This window comes from Candidatus Cryptobacteroides sp., from assembly GCF_056207615.1.
This window is the reverse complement of sequence record NZ_JBAEER010000189.1, coordinates 13,070-31,517: the sequence shown is the minus strand read 5'-3', so window position 1 is coordinate 31,517 and position 18,448 is coordinate 13,070. Positions and strand designations below refer to the sequence as shown.

Genomic DNA, 18,448 nt, shown 5'->3' with positions numbered 1-18,448 from the left:
TGCCCGTGCCGTGGATGCGGACGAGCTTGCGGTATCGGTCTTCGTCCTTGAACTGGGCGAAAGTGAACGGTCCGCTGTAATAGTTGAACCTCAGGTCGGCACAGTAAGTCTCGAACTCTGATGGGGAGTAGCCGTACCCACGTTCGACAGTGTCTTCGGTATCGAAGCGGAGGACGTCACCGGACAGGAGGCATCTGATCTCAGAAAGGTAGCATGGCTTAAGGAAGGAGAAGCACATGTTCATCTTATATATGGAAGAGCGACTGTCCTGGGTGTCTTCCGAATAGGGTGCGTAGCCATAGTAGTTATCAAACAACCCGGAAAAACCGCCGTCGGGCGCGTATATGAACCCGTGGTCGACATTGCGGAAGACAATGGGAACGCCGTTACGCACGTAGCTGAAGACGATGGTCTCGCCGTCAGCACGTTCGATGCGGGTCAGCAGCCACGTGTTGGCTGTGGCTGTCGCCTTCCAGTTACCGTTGTTCTCCACCGAACCCGTATTATTCTTTGTGAGTTCCGGGTAATGGATGACCGAATATTCTATGGCAGCCTCACCGCCGAACACATAACGGTTTCCCTGACTGTCACGGATCACGAACCTGTCGATGTACTTGTACCTCTTGGCTTTGATGGGATGGTATTCGCTGCTTTGGACATGGTTGGGAAACATGTCCAGGGATTCGTTTCCTCCGTCATCGGACACATGGACCTCCTCCAGGGTAATCGACGTGCCGTCCCTCGATATAACCCTGAGCTCATTGTACCCCATCAGCACGAAGCTGCAGGAGAGGCCGGGAGCACTGAGGATGTATTCGTCAGGGTCGTAGTCGACATGGCTTGTGCGAATATGGTTGTACAACTCCGCATCGGTCCATAATGGTCCGTCCTGAATCTCCGACGCATGATGGAGATAGCCGGGGTCCATACCCATGTTGTTCTCGTGCTTCGACATCTCGTCTTTCATGCCGTTGATCACTCTCGTGATGCAGCCGCCTGCATGAAGGCTCCAGCCGAGGCCGACCCAGCCCGGATGTTGCTCCGTCTTGATGCCTCCTCCGTGATAGCTCAGGGACACGGGGATGGTGATTCCCCTGCCGCGAACCTCAGTAAGAGGGACGGATATCTGAGGAAGACCGTGGAAATAGCTCACGGGAGTTCTGCCATACTGGCCTATCTGATAAGCGGAAGGAGAAAGTGTCTGAGGGAAAAGTGCCGATGAATCCATAGTGTCCAGCTAACTAGGTGATGACACCAAATTTAACTAATAATGGATTCAATTCCAAGCCTGACTATAAAACACTAGTACAATAACATCAATAAAAGCCGACTGAAATCCAGTCGGCTTTTTATTGTATTACAGCAAGTTGCGAATTATCTTCTCTTCTGCTGCTTCAACTGCTCCTGCTGCATTCTCTGAGCCTCCTCGAGACGCTGCTGCCACTTGCTCTTCTTAGCTGGCTTGCTCGACGCCGCCTTGATTTTCGCCCTGATCTCATCCGGCTTCACGATCCACTTCTTGATGACCAAGGTCTGGATGATGGTGATGAGGTTAGAGAGGAAGTAGTAGTAACTCAACGCTGCCGAAAGGTTGTTACAGATGAAGAGCATCATGATAGGCATGAGCCAGAGATTCATGAACTTCATACCGGCCATGTTAGGATCGTCACCCATCTGAGCCGAGGTCATCCTTGAGTAGAAGAACATGGTCACTGCCATGAGCACGGCGAAGAGAGAAAGGTGGTCACCGAGGAGAGGCAGACGGAATCCGAAGTTCACGATCGAATCGTATGCACTCAGGTCATGACACCAGAGGAATCCCTGCTGACGGAGCTCGATAGATGCAGGGAAGAAACGGAACATCGCCCAAAGTATAGGGAACTGGAGGAGCATAGGGAGACATCCACCCATAGGGTTGATCTCAGCCTTGCGGTAGAGTTCCATCTGAGCCTGCTGCTTCTTCATCGCATCCTCCTGCTTAGGATACTTCTTGTTCAGCTCGTCGATCTCAGGCTTGAGTGCCTGCATCTTAGCTGAAGACATGAAGGACTTGATGGTAAGAGGAGATATCACGAGCTTGATGAGGATGGTCATCAAGAGAATGATGAGTCCGTAGCTGCTGATGAAGCGATTGAGGAAGTTGAAGGTAGGAATGATCACGAAACGGCTGATCCATCCAACGAGCGAACCACCGAGCTGGATGACCTTCTCCTTCTTGTCGCCGAGAGCCTTGAGGGTGCTGTAGTGGTTAGGGCCGAAATAGAATCGGCCGCTGAACTTCGCGTTCTCGCCACGTCCGAGATCTGCACGCATCTTCGCGGTGCAGCTCATGAGATTACCCAGCTCGTCATCCTCGCCGTAGAACTTGACAGAGAAGTCTCCGGAAGAGAACTCATTGTCAGCCGAGAGGATGGCAGAGAAGAACTGCTGCTGGAATGCGAACCACTTGACCTTTGCAGGGACGTTCTTGGATGCGTCGCGACCGCCGCGGCCGAGATCCTCAGGCTTGACCTCATCCGGATAGTAGAAGTCGAGCTTTGAGTACATCTTCTCGTTCTTGTAGCCCTTCTCGAGCCTTGGGATGTTCACTCCCCAATCGATATCGATGCTTGAGACGTTGGTCGGGATGACGCCTTCCATACCCACGAACGCGAGCTCGTTCTCGAGCTCATAGCTGCCTGCTGGAAGCTTGTAGGTCTGGCTGATGTAACCGCCCTGAGCAAACGGCAGGATCATGACTACCGAAGAGTCAGTCTTCTGGGCAACGGTGAAGGTAAAGTCATCGGTAGAGATGCTCTCGCCCGCATAGACGCTCACCTTGTACTTGCTGTTCTCAGGCTTGATGAGGTAGAGTTCTTTGCCATCCCAGGTAAGGTAATCGTTGACCTTGACGGAGTATGGCTGCGCACCCTTGCTGGTGAGTACGATCTCGACCTTGTCGTTCTTGAGTGTGACATACTGTGCCTCACCCTTGGCAGCACTGCTGAGGAGTGAGTCCTTATATACAGTGCCCACTGGAGTTACCGCTGCAATCGCTGCAGAGTCTCCGGCTTCCACGAGAGCCTCAAGAGCCGCAGTGCGGATTGAGTCCTCTACGAACTGGGCACGAGCCTCGGCCCTGGCAACAGAATCAATCTGTGCCTGAATGGCCATCTGTTTCTTTGCTTCTCTGGACTGATAGAAGGTGAAGCCCATGAAAATGAGCACGATCAAAGTCCAGCCAATAAACGAATTCTTGTTCATCTAAATGTTTCTCCCCTTTCTTACTCCTGATCTTCCGCCTCTGAGAGTGAACGGATCTGCTGCTCGAGGTCACTGAGCTCGGCCTTAGCCTGGGCAATCCTCTCCTGCATCTGCTGGATAAGCGGTGCAGCGTTCTTGCTCATGTTGAAGAAGCCGATGTTGTTCTCGTATGTAGTGATATCCTGCTCGAGCTTGTTGTACTTCTGAATGAGACGATCCTTCTCGCTCACTGGCTTCTGAGATGCACCACGGCCACCACGCTGACGGCCGAGGCCAGGGAACTTGGCAGCAACTGCCTCCTTGTAAGCCTGAGCGATCTTGTCCTTCTCCTTGAACGGCACGAAACCGATAGCCTGCCACCTCTGTGCAAACTCGTTCCTTGCCTCCATGTCCTTCTGGTCGTCACCGCTGAGTTCGTATGCGTTGATCTCCTCGATGAGACGCTGCTTAGCCTTGAGGTTGCCATAGAAGTCGTTCTCTGGCTTAGCGTTCTTGTCCCTCTCAGCGAAGAACTCGTCACACGCTGCACGGAACCTCTTCCAGAGAGCGTCCGACTTCTTGCGAGGCACTGCGCCTATCTCCTTCCACTGCTTCTGGAGCTCGATGAGCTTGTCTGAAGTCTTCTTCCACTCGGTGCTGTTCTTGAGAGCCTCAGCGGCCTCGCAGATAGCCACCTTCATGTCGAGGTTGCTGTTGATGCTGTTCTTGTACTCAGAGTAGAAATCCCTCTTGCGTGCATAGAACTTATCACATGCCGCACGGAAGCGGTCGTAGATCTTCTGGTTGTCCTTCTTGCTTGCGAAACCGATTCCTCTCCATTCCTTCTGGATATCCTCGATCTCCTTAGAAAGCGCGTTCCACTCGTTTGAGGATGCGATTTCCTTCTCAGCGATAGCCTCTACCTTCTCGCAAAGGGCAGACTTTGCAGCGAGATTCTCGCTCTGCTTCTCCTTCATGCCCTCGAAGTGAGCCTGGTACTTCTTGTTGATGACTGCGGTAGCAGCTTTGAAGCGATCCCAGATCTCGTCACGGTACTGCTTTGCCACAGGGCCGAATTCCTTCCACTCCTCGTGGAGCTTCTGGAGCTCCTTGAAGGCTTCGATGACGTTCTCGTTCTCCGAAAGCTTCTCAGCAAGCTCGCAGAACTTCTGCTTAGCCTCAAGATTCTTCTTGAAATCGAGGTCGCGAAGCTCGCGGTTGATGTTGACCATGTCGTAGAACTGCTCCACGTAGAGCTGGTATGTCTCGTTGATGTTACGATAGCTTGTTGCAGGAACCGGGCCGATAGCTCTCCAGCGCTCCTGGATCTTTCTGAACTCAGGGAATGTAACGTTCACATCCTCCTGCTTCTCGAGAAGGGACTTGAGGTCATCTATGACGGCCTGCTTCTCCTTGAGGTTGCCCTCACGCTCAGCCTCGATCTTCTTGTTATATTCCGCACGCTCCTTCTTGTAGGCGTTGTAGAAGGTCTTGAAGCCTTCCTCGATGGCTGCGAAAGGGTTGACAACCGATGTCTCCTCTGCCGGAGCAACCTCAGCAGCAGGTTCTTCGTCGGTATCAGACGGTTCCTCAGTAGGTGCCAGTCCAGCCTCAGCCTTAGACTTGGAAAGTTTCTTGTAGAAAGCTGACTTGATGGCGTCGGCTTCCTTTGTCCTTCTGAGACGATCCTCGCTCTTTGCGAGCTCCTCGAAGGCGGCAGCGAGTTCTGCCAATGACATTTCTGAATAATTAACTGACTCAACAGTTTCAACTACATCTGGAGTAATCTCTGCTCCAGGGATGATCTCTTCACTCATGATAGGAGTTGTTTTAATAATTGATAATTCGCAAATGTAGCAAAAATAAACTACTTTTGCGCTATAAACCTTAATAAATGAGAATAGACATCATATCCGTAGTCCCAGAACTGCTGGAAAGCCCGCTCAGCCACTCCATCGTCGGCCGTGCGATCAAGAAAGGAATAGTCGAGATCCACGTCCACAATCCACGAAAATATGGCAAGGGTCCGCACCAGCAGGTGGACGATTACAGCTACGGTGGAGACGCCGGAATGGTCATGATGTGCGAGCCCCTGTACAAGATGATAACGGAGCTCACGGACCAGCGCCACTACGACGAGATCATCTATATGTCTCCAGATGGAGAAACACTTTCACAGGGCATAGCTAATGAATTGTCTCTCATGGAGAACATCATCCTGCTCTGCGGACACTATAAGGGTATAGACCAGCGTATCAGAGAGCACATGATAACCCGTGAAATATCGGTCGGAGACTATGTCCTCAGCGGCGGTGAGATACCGGCTGCAATCGTGGCTGACGCAGTCATCAGGCTCATCCCCGGAGCCATCACCGACGAGACTTCCGCACTGAGCGACTGCTTCCAGGACGGCATGCTCTCTGCACCGATTTATACACGCCCGGCAGAGTTCAACGGATGGAAGGTTCCGGAGGTCCTACTCAGCGGCAATCCGAAGCTTATCCAGAAGTGGCAGGACGAGCAGATTATTGAAAGGACCAAGGCTCTGAGGCCCGATTTGTTAAAAGATTAGGCTCTGCTCCTTGGATTTATTTAAAGAAAGCTTAAATTTGCAGTACGACCACAAAATTAAAATACACTACTAACTAACCAGGGGGCCCGCAGTGATGTGGGCTTCTCGTGTATTTAGGAGGTTCTATGTCAAAGGGAAGAAGGAACGAAATATCGATAGTCTTCGAGGACGACGACATCATCATCGTGAACAAGCCGAGCGGCCTGCTCACCATGTCCACCGGCAGGGAGGATGAGGTCACCGCCTATACCCTGCTGACCGACCATGTCAGGAGGAGGAATCCCCGTGCGAGGATATTCATCGTCCACCGTCTCGACCGTGACACCTCCGGTCTTCTGATCTTTGCGAAGACCCCTGACACAAAGTACGCTCTCCAGGATTATTGGGACGAGGCCGTGCTGGAAAGACGCTATGTCGCAATCACAGAAAAGGTACCGTCGCCGGCATCAGGAAGGATAGTTTCTTGGTTAAAGGAAAACAAGAAGTCATTTATGGTAAGTTCTTCTCCTACAGACAACGGCGGTCAGAAGGCAGTCACCAATTATAAGGTCCTGAAAAGCAACGGAAAGAATGCCCTCGTAGAGTTTGAACTGGAGACGGGAAGGAAGAATCAGATCAGGGTTCACGCCTCTTCCGTGCTCGGAACTCCGGTCGCCGGTGACAGGAAATACGGAGCTTCGAACTCACCTCTGAACAGGCTCGCACTCCATGCTGAATCGATAAAGTTCAAGCACCCGTGGACAGACGAGATACTCTTCTTCTCCACGGGTATACCGAGATCTTTTCTTGGATTGTTCTAGGACTATTTTCTGTCCTTGTCCCTAAGCGAGAGGACCTTGATCTGATGAGGCAGAACCTCGAAGCAGACAGGAAATCTTCCGACCACTTCGCCATCGATTTCGATTGGCTCCACGTCCTCATATCCGTCAGAAGACAACACCTTGATTTCCTTTGCCTTACAGAATATCAATTCAGGTACTCTTGTAAGCGTTCCGGTATAGAGAAGAGGCAACCTCGGAATGAGGTACGAGATGCGCATCTTTGGGATCACGAGCACATCGAGGAGACCGTCGTCAACCACGGCATCAGGAACCTGCCTCATGCCGCCGCCCGAATATGGTCCGATACCGAAAGCCATCGAATAGCAATCGCCGTCGAAGATGACCTTTCCGTCTGCGATGACCTTGGTCTTGAACGAATAGAAATTTCTCAGGACGTTTATCAGAGCCCTGAAATATATCATCTTGTTCGAGCGTCCCATAGCCTTGCGCGCATTCACGACCTCGCACACGCGACCGTCGAAACCAATGCCGCCGATGTTTAGCATATAGTCTGTCCTCGAAGGGATGAGCTCACCAGTCTCCGTCGTAGTATACTGGACAGCCCTGACGACATCCTGACGGGAAGTGGTACCAGCAGCGATGATGTCTATCACCTCGTCCGGATCGTGAGGAATTCCGTGGGCAGAGATCCAGTCATTACCGGAACCTACCGGAAGCACGGCGAGGGTGAATTCCGAGAGCGGGACGTTGTTCTTCGGATCCTCGACAAAGTGCATGATGCCGTTGAGAACCTCATGGACGGTACCGTCACCGCCTACCGCGACGAAACGCCTGTACCCCTTGGAAGCGGCCTCCATCGTGAGAGTGATGGCGTGGCCTTGAGACTCCGATTTGGCAGAAGTGTAGTGCACGTGCAGCTGCCTCAGGCGTATCTCCGCCTTCTGCCACGACGACATCGACTTACCGGAACCCGAACGTGGATTCACGATTGCGTACCAGATGTCTTTCCTTTCTGCCATGATTACCGATTTGTCACAAATATAGAAAATACCCCCGAAAACGAAAAATTTTCTTAACTTTGCAATGTATATATACATTGGACCAAATGGGCAAAGTAATAGCTATAGCAAATCAGAAAGGTGGAGTAGGAAAGACAACGACGGCGATCAACCTCGCCGCATCGCTTGCCGTCCTTGAGAAGAAGGTCCTCATCATCGACGCTGACCCTCAGGCGAACACCACTTCCGGACTCAACTTCTCTCCCGAAGACGGACAGAGAAGGACTCTCTACGAAGTGATGATCGGAGCAAGAAACATCAAGGACACACTCATCCAGACCGAAGTAGCCAACCTCCAGATGATACCGTCGCACATCAACCTCGTCGGTGCGGAGATCGAGATGCTCGAAACCGCCGACAGGGAGTCCGTGCTCAAGATTGCGCTCGCCGAGATCAGGGACCAGTACGACTTCATCATCATCGACTGCTCCCCTTCACTCGGACTCATCACCGTCAACTCGCTCACCGCAGCTGACAGCATCATAATCCCCGTACAGCCTGAGTTCTTCGCTCTCGAAGGCCTCGGCAAGCTCCTCCAGACCATCCGCCTCGTACAGGAAGGTCCGAATCCTGCGCTCACCATCGAAGGCTTCGTAGTAACCATGTTCGACGGCAGGACCAGGGTTCACAACCAGGTCGTGAACGAGCTCAGGGAGCATTTCAAGGACATGGTGTTCAACACCGTCATCCAGAGGAACATCCGTCTCAGCGAGGCTCCGTCCCACGGTAAGCCTATCATACTCTACGACGTGATCTGCAACGGAACCACCAACTATCTTAACCTCGCAAAGGAAGTACTCGAGAGAAATCTCCAAAACTAACGCATGGCACAGAAACAGCAGCACGGCCTTGGCAAGGGACTCAGCGCCCTGCTCGGCGGCGAAAAGACGATAGACATCAACGAAATCAGGAAGCCGGTGGGCTACATCAACAAGGATGTGGTCACGGTAAACACGGCTCCTGCGGCTTCCCAGGCCGACATAATGAGGATTCCGGTGACCATGGTGGAGCCGAATCCTTACCAGCCTCGCATGTCCTTTGACACAGAGGCCCTCGAAGAGCTCAGCGAGTCCATCAGGACCCTCGGACTCATCCAGCCTATCACCGTGAGGAAGGCCGGAGCGAAATACCAGATCATCAGCGGCGAGCGCCGATTCAGGGCCAGCCGTCTCGCGGGTATGGACATGATACCTGCATACATACTCAGCACTGACGACCAGGGCATGCTCGAGATGGCGATCGTGGAGAACATCCAGCGCCAGGACCTCGACCCTATCGAGGTGGCGCTCAGCTACCAGCGTCTGATCGACGAGTGCCAGCTCACGCAGGAGCAGATGGCTGCGCGCGTAGGCAAGAAGCGCGTGAGCGTCACCAACACCCTGCGTCTTCTCAGGCTCCCTGCGAAGGTCCAGCACGACATCAAGGTCGGTCTTCTCAGCGTCGGCCATGCGAAGGTGCTGCTCAGCATCAGCTCACCTGCACTCCAGGAGGAGCTCTGCGACCTCGTCGTACGTGAAGGAATCTCGGTGCGCGAGCTCGAGGAGCGCGTGCGCAGGATGAACGAGCCGCTCGAGAAGAAGGAGCCAGCAAAGGTTCAGCTTCCGGAGCGCTACAACAGGCTCATGGGCATAGTCGGCAAATACGGCAGCAACGTGAGCATGAAGAGCAATGGCGCGGGTAAGGGAACCATGACCATACGCTTCGATTCGGACGAACAGATCGATCAGTTCCTCTCAGCACTCGAGAACGCAAATCTATAGGCGTGAAGAAGTACATCCTCATATCACTCATGGTGTTGGGCTGCTTGCTCGGATTCTCAGTCAGGTCCGAGGCGCAGTTCAAGGAGGAGGCCTTTACCCAGAACTACAACGACTACGCGGACTCCACCGGCGTCGCAGACACGACCGACAGGCTCTTCTCATTCAAGGAATGGGGCGGCGCGATCGCGCACAAGAACACGATGAAGGTGGGAACCATGTTCGCCGGTGCCCTCTTTGCTCCGGGCACGGCGCAGATCTACAACAAGCAGTATTGGAAGCTCCCGATAGTATACGGAACCGTAGGCGGATTCGCAGGAGTCGGCGGATACTACAGGTCGAGATACAACAAGTCCGTCAAGGCCCATGCGGCATGGACCGAGGAGAACAGCGAGATCATAGCGGGCGGAGGTATGCCTTCTACGCCGGAGCCACTCATCGACAACAAGGCCAAGAACCTCAGCACATGGATGTTCGTCGGAGCTGGCGTGTGCTACTGGGCATCGCTGATGGACGGAGTGTTCTGCTACGACAGGAGCCAGCATCCGCTTCCGGGCAGGGCGACCATCTACTCTCTTCTCTTACCTGGCCTCGGACAGGCCTATAACGGAGAATACTGGAAGATTCCGATCTATCAGGGCGGAATGATAACCGCCGGATATTTCCTCTACACGAACAACACGAACTACAAGAGGTTCAAGTGGATACATAACCAGGCGACCACGCCGGGAGTCGAATACGACGGAAGCATCTCCGGAGAGACGGCGAAGTACTATCGTGACGTCTACCGAAGATATAGGGACTATTCGATACTCGGAGTGCTGGCAGTGTACCTGCTGAACGTCATAGATGCGAACGTATTCGCATACATGCATGATTTCGAGGTCTCCGAAGACCTGAGCATGCAGCTTGAACCAACCATCATCCTGCCTGACAACGCGTACGCCTTCTCCGGAAGGGCGAACGTGACGGACAATGCCGTCGGACTCAGGCTCGGATTCACTTTCTGACCCCACACGCTTGAACATGAAATCTACCACAAGAATAATTGCCGCCTTTGTCATAATCTTGCTGACAGTGTCGTCCAATCTGGGCCATGCTCAGAACCGTGCGCGCCTTGTCGACGAGAACATGACCCTCAAGCGACAGATCGACTCTCTCAACAGCATGCTCGACAACATGAAGCGCAAGTCGAGAGAGGACGAGAAGACCATCGCAGAGATAACAGAAGCGCACAGGAAGGCCACCGAGAGAGGAAATTACGTGCCGTTCAACCTCGGCGAGAACGCCAAGGACAGTATCAGCCTCTGGGACGCCCAGGACCGTATCAGGAGGTACAAGGAAGAGAACTACAACCTTGACTCGGTGAAGCTGGAATCCAAGATCCCGGACGACATCTACATGGAGAGGCTCAAGGAGATGAACAACATCTTCGCTCTCCCATACAACGACATCGTAAGGAACAACGTCATACTTTACGCCGAAAGAAGGAAGAGCTCCATGCCGACTATGCTCGGCCTCTGCAGCTACTACTTCCCTATCTTCCAGGAGACCTTCAACAAGTACGGCATTCCTGAGGAGCTCGCATGTATGGCCATCATCGAGTCCGCGATGAATCCGCTCGCCCTCTCAAGGGCAGGAGCGCGCGGAATGTGGCAGTTCATGTATGCCACCGCAAAGGTCTATGGACTTCGCATCGACTCATACGTAGACGAGCGTCTGGACGTCCATAAGGCGGCAGACGCGGCTGCGCGCTACCTTCTCGACGCATATCAGAGGTTCGGTGACTGGAGCCTCGCCATATCCTCATACAACTGCGGTAGCGGAAACGTGAAGAGAGCGATAACCAGAGCAGGTGGAAAGACCGGCTACTGGGACATCTACCCTTACCTTCCAAAGGAAACCAGAGGTTATGTGCCCGCATTCGTGGGAGCTCTCTACATAACCAAGTATTATAAGGAGCACGGCATCAATCCGAAGCCATGCGCGCTTCCGGAGAAGGTCGACACCTTCCTCATCCACAAGAATCTCCATTTCACCCAGATCCACGATGTGATCGGTGTACCTGTCAGCGAGCTCAGGAACCTCAATCCTCAGTACGTTCACGACATCGTTCCGGGCAAAGACATGGAGTATGTGCTCCGTATCCCGGAGCATTATGTGGAAGCCTTCATGGAGCATGAGGACTCGATCTACAGATACAAGGCAGACTCACTCTTCAACCCTCTCGTGATAAAGAAGATCGAGACTGGTTCGGCCGCAAATACCAGCCAGGGCTCCCGCACCACCTACAAGGTCAAGAGCGGAGATACACTCAGCAAGATCGCCAGCAAGTACCATGTCAGCGTGAACGATCTCAAGAGGTGGAACAACCTCAAGAGCACCAGCATCAGGGTTGGTCAGAATCTCTATGTCTATAACCCTGCGAGCGCGACAAAGGTAACTACCACCGTCACACAGACTCAGAACGACAAGCCTGCAGAGAAGTCTTCTACGACCACGAAGACTACCGCCGAAACTGAGAAGAAAACTTCAAGCACTGCTGAAGCTAACAAGACCGAAACTACTGAAGCAAAGAACATTGAAACTCCCGTAACTGTGACTGACACCACGGCTGCAGCTAAGCCTGAACTCGAGGAGGAGGAAGAAGAGGATATCCGCGAGATTACCCGTCATCCAGGCCTTGAAGGAACTCCTGTCCAGCCTCAGACCAAGGTCGAGGAAACAGTTCAGGAAGAACCAGCTCCTAAGGAGGAGGCGCCTAAGTACACTGAGTATAGAGTCAAACAGGGCGACACCCTCTTCGGCATTGCCAAGAGATTCGAAGGAGTCTCAGCCATGGAGATCATGGAGTTCAACGGGGTCGATGCCAACATCCACCCTGGAGACATCCTCAAGATTCCAGTGAAGGACTAGTTTCCTATTTTCTGATACGATCAACTATCATCGCGACGGCTCCGTCACCGGTCACGTTACCGGCTGTTCCGAAGCTGTCAAGTGCGATGTAGATTGCAATGACGATGCCCTGCATATTGGCGTCGAAGCCGAGCATGGAAGATATCAGCGCGAGGGCAGCCATGATTGCTCCTCCTGGAACTCCTGGCGCTGCGATCATGGTCACGGCAAGCATCATGATGAAGCCTGCATAGAGTCCGAAATCCACCGACATACCCATCGAGAAAGCTACAGCAAAGCTGCAGGCAACTATCTTTAAGATACTGCAAGGCATGTGAATAGTCGCACAGAGAGGTACAGTAAATTCTGCAATCTCTTCCCTATCGATAAGCTTCTTTGCACAGTTCATCGTCACTGGGATAGTGGCTGCCGAAGACTGCGTTCCGAGGGCTGTCGCATAGGCCGGAAGCATGGTGACAAGAGACTTGAAAGGGTTCTTCTTCGCGATTCCGCCAGCGATGAGGAACTGTACGATCAGCACACCCACGTGAAGTACAAGGATCACGAGTATTATCTTCATGAACATTCCGAGGACTGTCACCACCTGACCTTCCGCACCCATCTTGAGGAAGATGCCGAAGATGAAGATAGGAAGGCATGGGATAATCACTTTGGAAATAGTCAGCATCACGATGGACCTGAAATCGTCAAGGAAGGACTTCAGGCTTGTACCATTTATGAATGAACAGCCGAGACCGAGCACGAACGAAAGTACGAGTGCTGTGGTCACGTTGATGAAAGCAGGCATCTCGATGGTGAAATACGGAGCGATGTTCTCCGAAGAGTCGAAGGCATCAAGAGCCCCCATGTCGTTTCCGATAAGCGACGGGAATGTCCACCTGCATGCAAAGTACGACACGAAGCCCGCAGAGATGGTGGAGATGTAAGCAATCGCCACAGTGATCAGCAGAAGTCGACCGGCTCCCTTGCCCAAATCTGCGATAGACGGCGCAACAAGGCCGATAATCAGCAGAGGGATGAACATTCCGAGGAAGTTGCTGAAGATCGAATTGAAGGTCACGAATATCCTTACCATCCATTCCGGAAGGAAGATTGAACACACGATTCCGAGCAGGATCGCAAGGAGGATGAGAGGCAGGAGGCCTGCTTTCTTTAATGGATTATTCATGACTTATAAATATAGGTGACACCACAAAGTTAGGCATTTCTGCTTCAGAACAAAAACGAGAGCTGTAGGCGTCCGTCATACTTCTCGAGTCGGGTCGTCGAGAATCTCAATCCCAGCTTCATCAGGTGCGACAGCTTTAGGGAGAGATAGAGCGAACTCCACCATCCGTCGCCGTAAAGGGCCGGGACATTGAAATTGCCAGGAGCATCTCTCTCGTAGACATAGATTCTGTCGGCCCACCCATCAGTGTGGAAGAGCCCGGCACGAAGGTAGATCGCAAGCTCGGGACGATGCACTCCGGTATATGCTCCCTCTGCGTAGACCATGCCTCCGAGCGCATTTCCATATACTCCGTGAAGCCTCAGCCTAGCCTGCCAGTCATCGATCTTCCATGCTCCGTCGAGGCGTAGTTCGAGACGGTTTCTCTGGTCATAGTTCCTATGCCTATATTGCAGCCTTACGGCCATATTCCAAGCTTCAGTAATACTCCAAGTATAATTTGCCAAAGCTTTGATTTGCAGATGTTCTTTTGATGGATACCAAGCTCCGTCTAGGCTCAGGTCGAGCAGGTGTGCCGGCTGGTATCCACGGTATTCTCCGGTCTTCAGGCGGGCGGCCAGAGAGGCCCCATGCTCGTCGGTGCAGCGGGAAGATGACCTGGCCGCCCCGGACCATCCGGCGGAGTATCCGGCAGGATAATATCGGAGCATCGCGGCGAGCGTCATGGTCTCTCCCGCCTTGAAGCGGGTGCCAGCAAGGAAGGCCACTGCCCTCTCCATCTCCCGCAGAGCAAGGAGGTCGATAGCACTCTCGCCGAACACATCGACGCCATTGATTCCGACGCGGAAGTCAGCAGAGAGCCGGGCGTCCCGCACCTGACCGTCGAAGCCGGTGCTGACATAGCTGGTCAGCGACTCCTGGTGTATCCTCCCATAGTTAGAAAGATTCAGCACCGGCAGCAGACCGAAGTCCGAAATGAACTCACCACTGCGCGAGTACTGCTGCATAGAAAGTGACGCGGTGAGTGCGAAACGGCCGAATCCGAGCTCAGCGCCGACTCCCCTTTGGGCCGTTTCGCCTTGACGATAGAGGGGGCCGGAGAAGTCGACCACGCCGGCCGAGTACGACCTATATGGATTCAGCCCCGTAGGATTTCGCGAGAATGAGCCCACGTTGCCAAGTCCTGCCAGTCCCATCCCGCTCCACATCGCGAGCCCTTGTCCGAAACGAAGATTGAAATCTCCCACCACCAGCCTGTTCAGGCTGATCTTCGCACCCTTCCACATCGAGTTGTAGGCCAGGCTCATGGAGTGCCCCATTCCGCCATTCTTCCAACGTTCCTTCTGCCGCTCAGAGCTGTCGTTCAGACCGAGGTTGAATTCCCATTGGCCATCCACATCAAGATGGTATTTCAAGCCCTCAGATATCTTCAGCCCATTGCTTGACCCGTCATTTTCATTGAATCGTACGGACATCTTGGACGTCACTTCTTCTGAAACGTCATGTTTCCGCTCGCCAAAGCCTCTGGCCGACGCCGGAGGACCAGAGCTTTCAAGCACGATGAACGGCGCCATCGCTGCCGCCATCTCCTTGCCGAAGCCATGGATCACGGAAAGTTCAGCGATGGACAGAATATCACCTGTACGCTGTCTGTAGTCGAGTATTGTCGCCACCTGATAAGGAGACAGCAATCCGCTCGAAAGGAGGCGACTTCGGGATGCCTTGTTGATGGAAAGAGGATGCGCGCATAGATGCAGGAAACGCTCGATTTCGCTTTCTTCGAGCTCTTCCTCGCTGTCTGCGCCAGTAATGTAGAGAATTGAAGGAATGAGCGTGTCGTCCCTGTCTGAAGGGCCCGGACCGCGTAATGTGCTGACTTGCAGCACCACCGCCACCAGCGGTAGAGAAATGAATGACATGTATGTTCAACCATTGGTGGTGGCCATCGCAAATTTATGAAATTTTTACCCTTCTTTTTTCTGAGTTTTTCATATTTTTGTAGTATCAGTCCAAATTTGCGATGGAAAAGATCACAATACATGACAAGGTCTTCAGACCTTATATAACTAATGAAGAGCTGACCGCGGACATCGACGCCGTAGCAGCGAGGATCAACGCAGATTTCGAGGGTTGCGACGACGTTCCCCTTGTACTCTGTGTCCTCAATGGTTCCATCATGTTCACGGCAGATCTCCTCAAGCGACTCAACTTCCCTCTCGAGCTCAGCAGCATAAAGATGAGCTCCTATGTCGGAACTGAGACTACTGGCGACGTCAAGGTAACCATGGGTCTCAGCACATCCATCGTCGGCCGCAGGGTCATCATCGTAGAGGATATCGTTGAATCAGGATACACGATGGCGGCTCTCAAGAAGATACTCGAAGGCAAGGGCGCCGTACAGACCTACATCTGCACGATGCTCTTCAAACCGGAGAAGCTCATGGTCAAGGATCTCAAGATCGACTACATCGCAAGGAATATCGGAAACGATTTCGTCGTAGGTTACGGACTCGATTACGACGAACTCGGACGTAACCTCAAGGACATCTACATACTAGATAAATAATTTCCCCAAACACCAATGAAATACTACATTCTTTTTGGCCCTCCAGGTGCCGGCAAAGGCACTCAGGCCACAGCGATGGTAGAGAGATACAATCTCCACCACATTTCAACAGGAAACCTTCTCCGCAAGGAAATTGCAGCAGGCACTGAGCTCGGACTCAAGGCAAAGGCTCTCATCGACGGCGGAAATCTCGTTCCTGACGAGGTTGTTGAAGGCATGATCGAAAGCGAGTTCAAGACCGTGAAGGGCGTCGACGGCTTCCTTCTTGACGGTTTCCCTCGCACCATCGCACAGGCCGATGCTCTCGACCAGCTTCTCGCTAAGACAGGTGAGGAAGTGACTGCTGTTGTCAGCATCATGATTCCTGACCAGATGATCATCGACCGCATCCAGCATCGTGCTGCCATCGAAGGCCGTGCAGATGATGCAAGCGTGGAGACCATCAAGAACAGGATTGCCACCTATCACAACCAGACCGAGCCTGAGATTGCCTACTACACCAAGACTGGCAAGTACAACGAGGCTGACGGTGTCGGTACCATCGACGAGGTCCGCGAGCGTATATTTGCTATCGTAGACAAGTTCTAGACATCAGCGACCACAAGCATAAACAAAGAGACCGGCCCCCAAAAAGGTCGGTCTCTTTTCTTTACCCCGCCATATCTATTCTTCTGTGACAGCACGCACAGATAAACCCACGTAACGTATTTCGATATGGATACCGCGATCTGTTCTATCGTATCGTCCAGAGTTCATTGAGAGACGATATGCAGATGCCACGTAATCATCGCAAAGTGTCGATGTCCAATAGTTTCCAGATGTGTAATGTAAAGATGATGTGTCATCACGAAGCTCTGCACAAGGAAGGAATATTGATTTGCCGGTGCTGATGCCAGTCACCACATATCCGTTTCGCTTAAAATCGAAACTCCACTGACACTTGGTTTGGTCTAAGAGTTCCTCCATTTCTTCCTTCGTCGGAGTGCGCCACTTACTACCCCAATTACTCCTGGCTGGATCATCTTTTGCTCTGATGACTGAGAGTCCGTCTCCACCTTTGCTCGCGTCACCCGTATACCGAGTCATACCAGAAGGACGCTCAGTCGAACGATTATCGACTCCCCACTTATAGTTGTCCACATAGTAGAATTCTTTCGCATCACTTTCTGCCCAAGAAAAATAATCTCCCCAATCCTCTGGAGCTGAGGCTCCTATGTTACATGACGCCCATTTCACGCTGAGTCCAAGGTCAACCGCTACCGGATGCTCGATAGGCTCTTCTTCGTTTTTAATGACATTCTTTTCACATGCCGTAAGCATGCAAGCAAGGATTGCCATATTGAAGAATATTCTTTTCATATTTCTGTATCTATCTGGGAACAAATATACGAATTCTTTGATTCTACGACAGCACGTCGGATATTCTCAACTGCGACTTCCGGATTGAGCGCATCCGAAAGATCCATGCCCTCCGGTGTCACTTCTATCATGTGTTCGAATCCGGCATCTCGAATCATATCGATGTCACGAATGGCACCGCTCATCAGCAGCACGGGCACGCCAGCCATTTTCACACGACGGAGGACTCCGTATGGAAGCTTTCCCTTGACGGTCTGGAAATCTGAGCATCCTTCTCCGGTGATGACAAGGTCAGCACCCTGCAACAGAGAATCGAAATCCAGCGCGTCCAGGACCATGTCGACTCCCCTCTTGAGCTCGGCTCCGAGGTAGGCAGCGAAAGCGCCGCCAAGGCCTCCTGCAGCACCTGCTCCGGGCATGTCCCTCACATCCACACCGGTCTCCTCAAACATGCGTTCCGCATATCCGCAGAGCCGTTTTTCGAGAAGTTCCACATCTTCCGGGGATGCACCCTTCTGGGGTCCGAACACACGGCTGGCGCCCTCCGGTCCGACGTATGGAGTATCAACGTCGCAGGCTATTGTGAAATGGCATTCGCGGGTCTTCTCAAGGAAGTTCGGACACTCTATCATTCCCATTCCCCCGTCATTGGTAGCGCTGCCACCCAAGCCTATGAGAAAGCGTCTGCATCCCTTTTCCACGGCGTCGAGAATCAATTCACCGAGCCCATGCGTATTCGCGGACAGCGGGTCGCGTTCCTCCGGAGCAAGCAGTGACAGACCGCAGGCTGAAGCGCACTCGACGATAGCCTTATCGCCGGCAATTCCGTAACGCGCGGCTATCGGCCGTCCGAGAGGATCGGATACTGTCGCATGTTCATAGCTCCCGCCAAGGCAGTCGACCAAGGCATCGACAGTTCCCTCGCCGCCATCAGCAACAGGAATGCACACCACCTCGTCATCCGGCAAAGCGCGCGCGACGGCGTCCGCCACCTGTCTGGACGACAGGCAGCCCTTGTATGAATCCGATGCGACAATTATCCTCATTA

The 18,448-nt window shown here is 52.8% G+C and carries 15 protein-coding genes and 1 pseudogene; 8 read left to right on the top strand and 8 right to left on the bottom strand.

The genetic code is table 11. From position 1 onward, the window contains the following. The 3 genes and pseudogenes from AC06ND_RS10385 to AC06ND_RS10375 form a co-directional block, all read right to left on the bottom strand. Window positions 1-1,228 (bottom strand): annotated as a pseudogene (locus tag AC06ND_RS10385) (hypothetical protein); the annotation flags it as partial. Window positions 1,229-1,374: 146 nt separating this feature from the next. Further along, a complete protein-coding gene (gene yidC, locus AC06ND_RS10380; protein WP_475678910.1) occupies window positions 1,375-3,243 on the bottom strand; it encodes a membrane protein insertase YidC in 1,869 nt (622 codons plus the stop codon). A 20-nt stretch (window positions 3,244-3,263) separates the two neighbouring features. Beyond that, entirely contained in the window at window positions 3,264-5,039 is a 1,776-nt protein-coding gene (locus tag AC06ND_RS10375; RefSeq protein ID WP_475678909.1) for a DUF349 domain-containing protein, read from the bottom strand. Between the two features lie 77 nt (window positions 5,040-5,116). Here AC06ND_RS10375 and trmD point away from each other — a divergent pair, with 77 nt between their 5' ends. Next, the gene (trmD, locus tag AC06ND_RS10370; protein WP_475678908.1) at window positions 5,117-5,794 is read left to right on the top strand and encodes a tRNA (guanosine(37)-N1)-methyltransferase TrmD; all 678 of its coding nucleotides are present in this window, start codon (window positions 5,117-5,119) and stop codon (window positions 5,792-5,794) included. Window positions 5,795-5,919: 125 nt separating this feature from the next. Further along, window positions 5,920-6,594, top strand: coding sequence for an RluA family pseudouridine synthase (locus AC06ND_RS10365; protein WP_475678907.1), 675 nt, complete (start codon window positions 5,920-5,922; stop codon window positions 6,592-6,594). A gap of 2 nt (window positions 6,595-6,596) precedes the next feature. On the opposite strand, the gene AC06ND_RS10360 is transcribed toward AC06ND_RS10365, so the two are convergent. Next, complete coding sequence (locus AC06ND_RS10360; protein WP_475678906.1) at window positions 6,597-7,595, bottom strand: diacylglycerol/lipid kinase family protein; 999 nt, start codon at window positions 7,593-7,595, stop codon at window positions 6,597-6,599. A gap of 86 nt (window positions 7,596-7,681) precedes the next feature. Here AC06ND_RS10360 and AC06ND_RS10355 point away from each other — a divergent pair, with 86 nt between their 5' ends. The 4 genes from AC06ND_RS10355 to AC06ND_RS10340 are packed head-to-tail and all read left to right on the top strand — an operon-like array spanning window position 7,682 to window position 12,307. Beyond that, window positions 7,682-8,455, top strand: coding sequence for a ParA family protein (locus tag AC06ND_RS10355; protein WP_475678905.1), 774 nt, complete (start codon window positions 7,682-7,684; stop codon window positions 8,453-8,455). 3 nt (window positions 8,456-8,458) lie between these two features. Then, window positions 8,459-9,394, top strand: coding sequence for a ParB/RepB/Spo0J family partition protein (locus tag AC06ND_RS10350; RefSeq protein WP_475678904.1), 936 nt, complete (start codon window positions 8,459-8,461; stop codon window positions 9,392-9,394). 2 nt (window positions 9,395-9,396) lie between these two features. Beyond that, complete coding sequence (locus AC06ND_RS10345) at window positions 9,397-10,401, top strand: DUF5683 domain-containing protein (RefSeq protein WP_475678903.1); 1,005 nt, start codon at window positions 9,397-9,399, stop codon at window positions 10,399-10,401. 16 nt (window positions 10,402-10,417) lie between these two features. Further along, window positions 10,418-12,307, top strand: coding sequence for a LysM peptidoglycan-binding domain-containing protein (locus AC06ND_RS10340; RefSeq protein WP_475678902.1), 1,890 nt, complete (start codon window positions 10,418-10,420; stop codon window positions 12,305-12,307). A gap of 4 nt (window positions 12,308-12,311) precedes the next feature. On the opposite strand, the gene AC06ND_RS10335 is transcribed toward AC06ND_RS10340, so the two are convergent. Together AC06ND_RS10335 and AC06ND_RS10330 are read right to left on the bottom strand one after the other, a co-directional pair. After that, complete coding sequence (locus tag AC06ND_RS10335) at window positions 12,312-13,475, bottom strand: dicarboxylate/amino acid:cation symporter (protein ID WP_475678901.1); 1,164 nt, start codon at window positions 13,473-13,475, stop codon at window positions 12,312-12,314. A 44-nt stretch (window positions 13,476-13,519) separates the two neighbouring features. Continuing rightward, entirely contained in the window at window positions 13,520-15,394 is a 1,875-nt protein-coding gene (locus tag AC06ND_RS10330; RefSeq protein ID WP_475678900.1) for a ComEA family DNA-binding protein, read from the bottom strand. A gap of 101 nt (window positions 15,395-15,495) precedes the next feature. Between AC06ND_RS10330 and AC06ND_RS10325 the strand changes: the two genes are divergently transcribed. Both AC06ND_RS10325 and AC06ND_RS10320 read left to right on the top strand, forming a co-directional pair. Continuing rightward, window positions 15,496-16,041, top strand: coding sequence for a phosphoribosyltransferase (locus tag AC06ND_RS10325; protein WP_475678899.1), 546 nt, complete (start codon window positions 15,496-15,498; stop codon window positions 16,039-16,041). Between the two features lie 15 nt (window positions 16,042-16,056). After that, the gene (locus tag AC06ND_RS10320) at window positions 16,057-16,629 is read left to right on the top strand and encodes an adenylate kinase (RefSeq protein ID WP_475678898.1); all 573 of its coding nucleotides are present in this window, start codon (window positions 16,057-16,059) and stop codon (window positions 16,627-16,629) included. A 75-nt stretch (window positions 16,630-16,704) separates the two neighbouring features. On the opposite strand, the gene AC06ND_RS10315 is transcribed toward AC06ND_RS10320, so the two are convergent. Further along, window positions 16,705-17,400 (bottom strand): Lcl C-terminal domain-containing protein, encoded by a 696-nt coding sequence (locus tag AC06ND_RS10315; RefSeq protein WP_475678897.1) that lies wholly within the window; start codon window positions 17,398-17,400, stop codon window positions 16,705-16,707. Then, complete coding sequence (locus AC06ND_RS10310) at window positions 17,397-18,446, bottom strand: glycerate kinase family protein (RefSeq protein WP_475678896.1); 1,050 nt, start codon at window positions 18,444-18,446, stop codon at window positions 17,397-17,399. The genes AC06ND_RS10315 and AC06ND_RS10310 overlap by 4 nt, the downstream gene beginning before the upstream one ends. Window positions 18,447-18,448 lie beyond the last annotated feature (2 nt).

Coding starts and splice junctions, on each gene's coding strand:
- AC06ND_RS10310 (WP_475678896.1), bottom strand. CDS start 18,446: ATGAGGATAATTGTCGCATCGGATTCATACAAGGGCTGCCTGTCGTCC.
- AC06ND_RS10360 (WP_475678906.1), bottom strand. CDS start 7,595: ATGGCAGAAAGGAAAGACATCTGGTACGCAATCGTGAATCCACGTTCG.
- AC06ND_RS10375 (WP_475678909.1), bottom strand. CDS start 5,039: ATGAGTGAAGAGATCATCCCTGGAGCAGAGATTACTCCAGATGTAGTT.
- trmD (WP_475678908.1), top strand. CDS start 5,117: ATGAGAATAGACATCATATCCGTAGTCCCAGAACTGCTGGAAAGCCCG.
- yidC (WP_475678910.1), bottom strand. CDS start 3,243: ATGAACAAGAATTCGTTTATTGGCTGGACTTTGATCGTGCTCATTTTC.
- AC06ND_RS10320 (WP_475678898.1), top strand. CDS start 16,057: ATGAAATACTACATTCTTTTTGGCCCTCCAGGTGCCGGCAAAGGCACT.
- AC06ND_RS10315 (WP_475678897.1), bottom strand. CDS start 17,400: ATGAAAAGAATATTCTTCAATATGGCAATCCTTGCTTGCATGCTTACG.
- AC06ND_RS10325 (WP_475678899.1), top strand. CDS start 15,496: ATGGAAAAGATCACAATACATGACAAGGTCTTCAGACCTTATATAACT.
- AC06ND_RS10335 (WP_475678901.1), bottom strand. CDS start 13,475: ATGAATAATCCATTAAAGAAAGCAGGCCTCCTGCCTCTCATCCTCCTT.
- AC06ND_RS10350 (WP_475678904.1), top strand. CDS start 8,459: ATGGCACAGAAACAGCAGCACGGCCTTGGCAAGGGACTCAGCGCCCTG.
- AC06ND_RS10330 (WP_475678900.1), bottom strand. CDS start 15,394: ATGTCATTCATTTCTCTACCGCTGGTGGCGGTGGTGCTGCAAGTCAGC.
- AC06ND_RS10355 (WP_475678905.1), top strand. CDS start 7,682: ATGGGCAAAGTAATAGCTATAGCAAATCAGAAAGGTGGAGTAGGAAAG.
- AC06ND_RS10340 (WP_475678902.1), top strand. CDS start 10,418: ATGAAATCTACCACAAGAATAATTGCCGCCTTTGTCATAATCTTGCTG.
- AC06ND_RS10365 (WP_475678907.1), top strand. CDS start 5,920: ATGTCAAAGGGAAGAAGGAACGAAATATCGATAGTCTTCGAGGACGAC.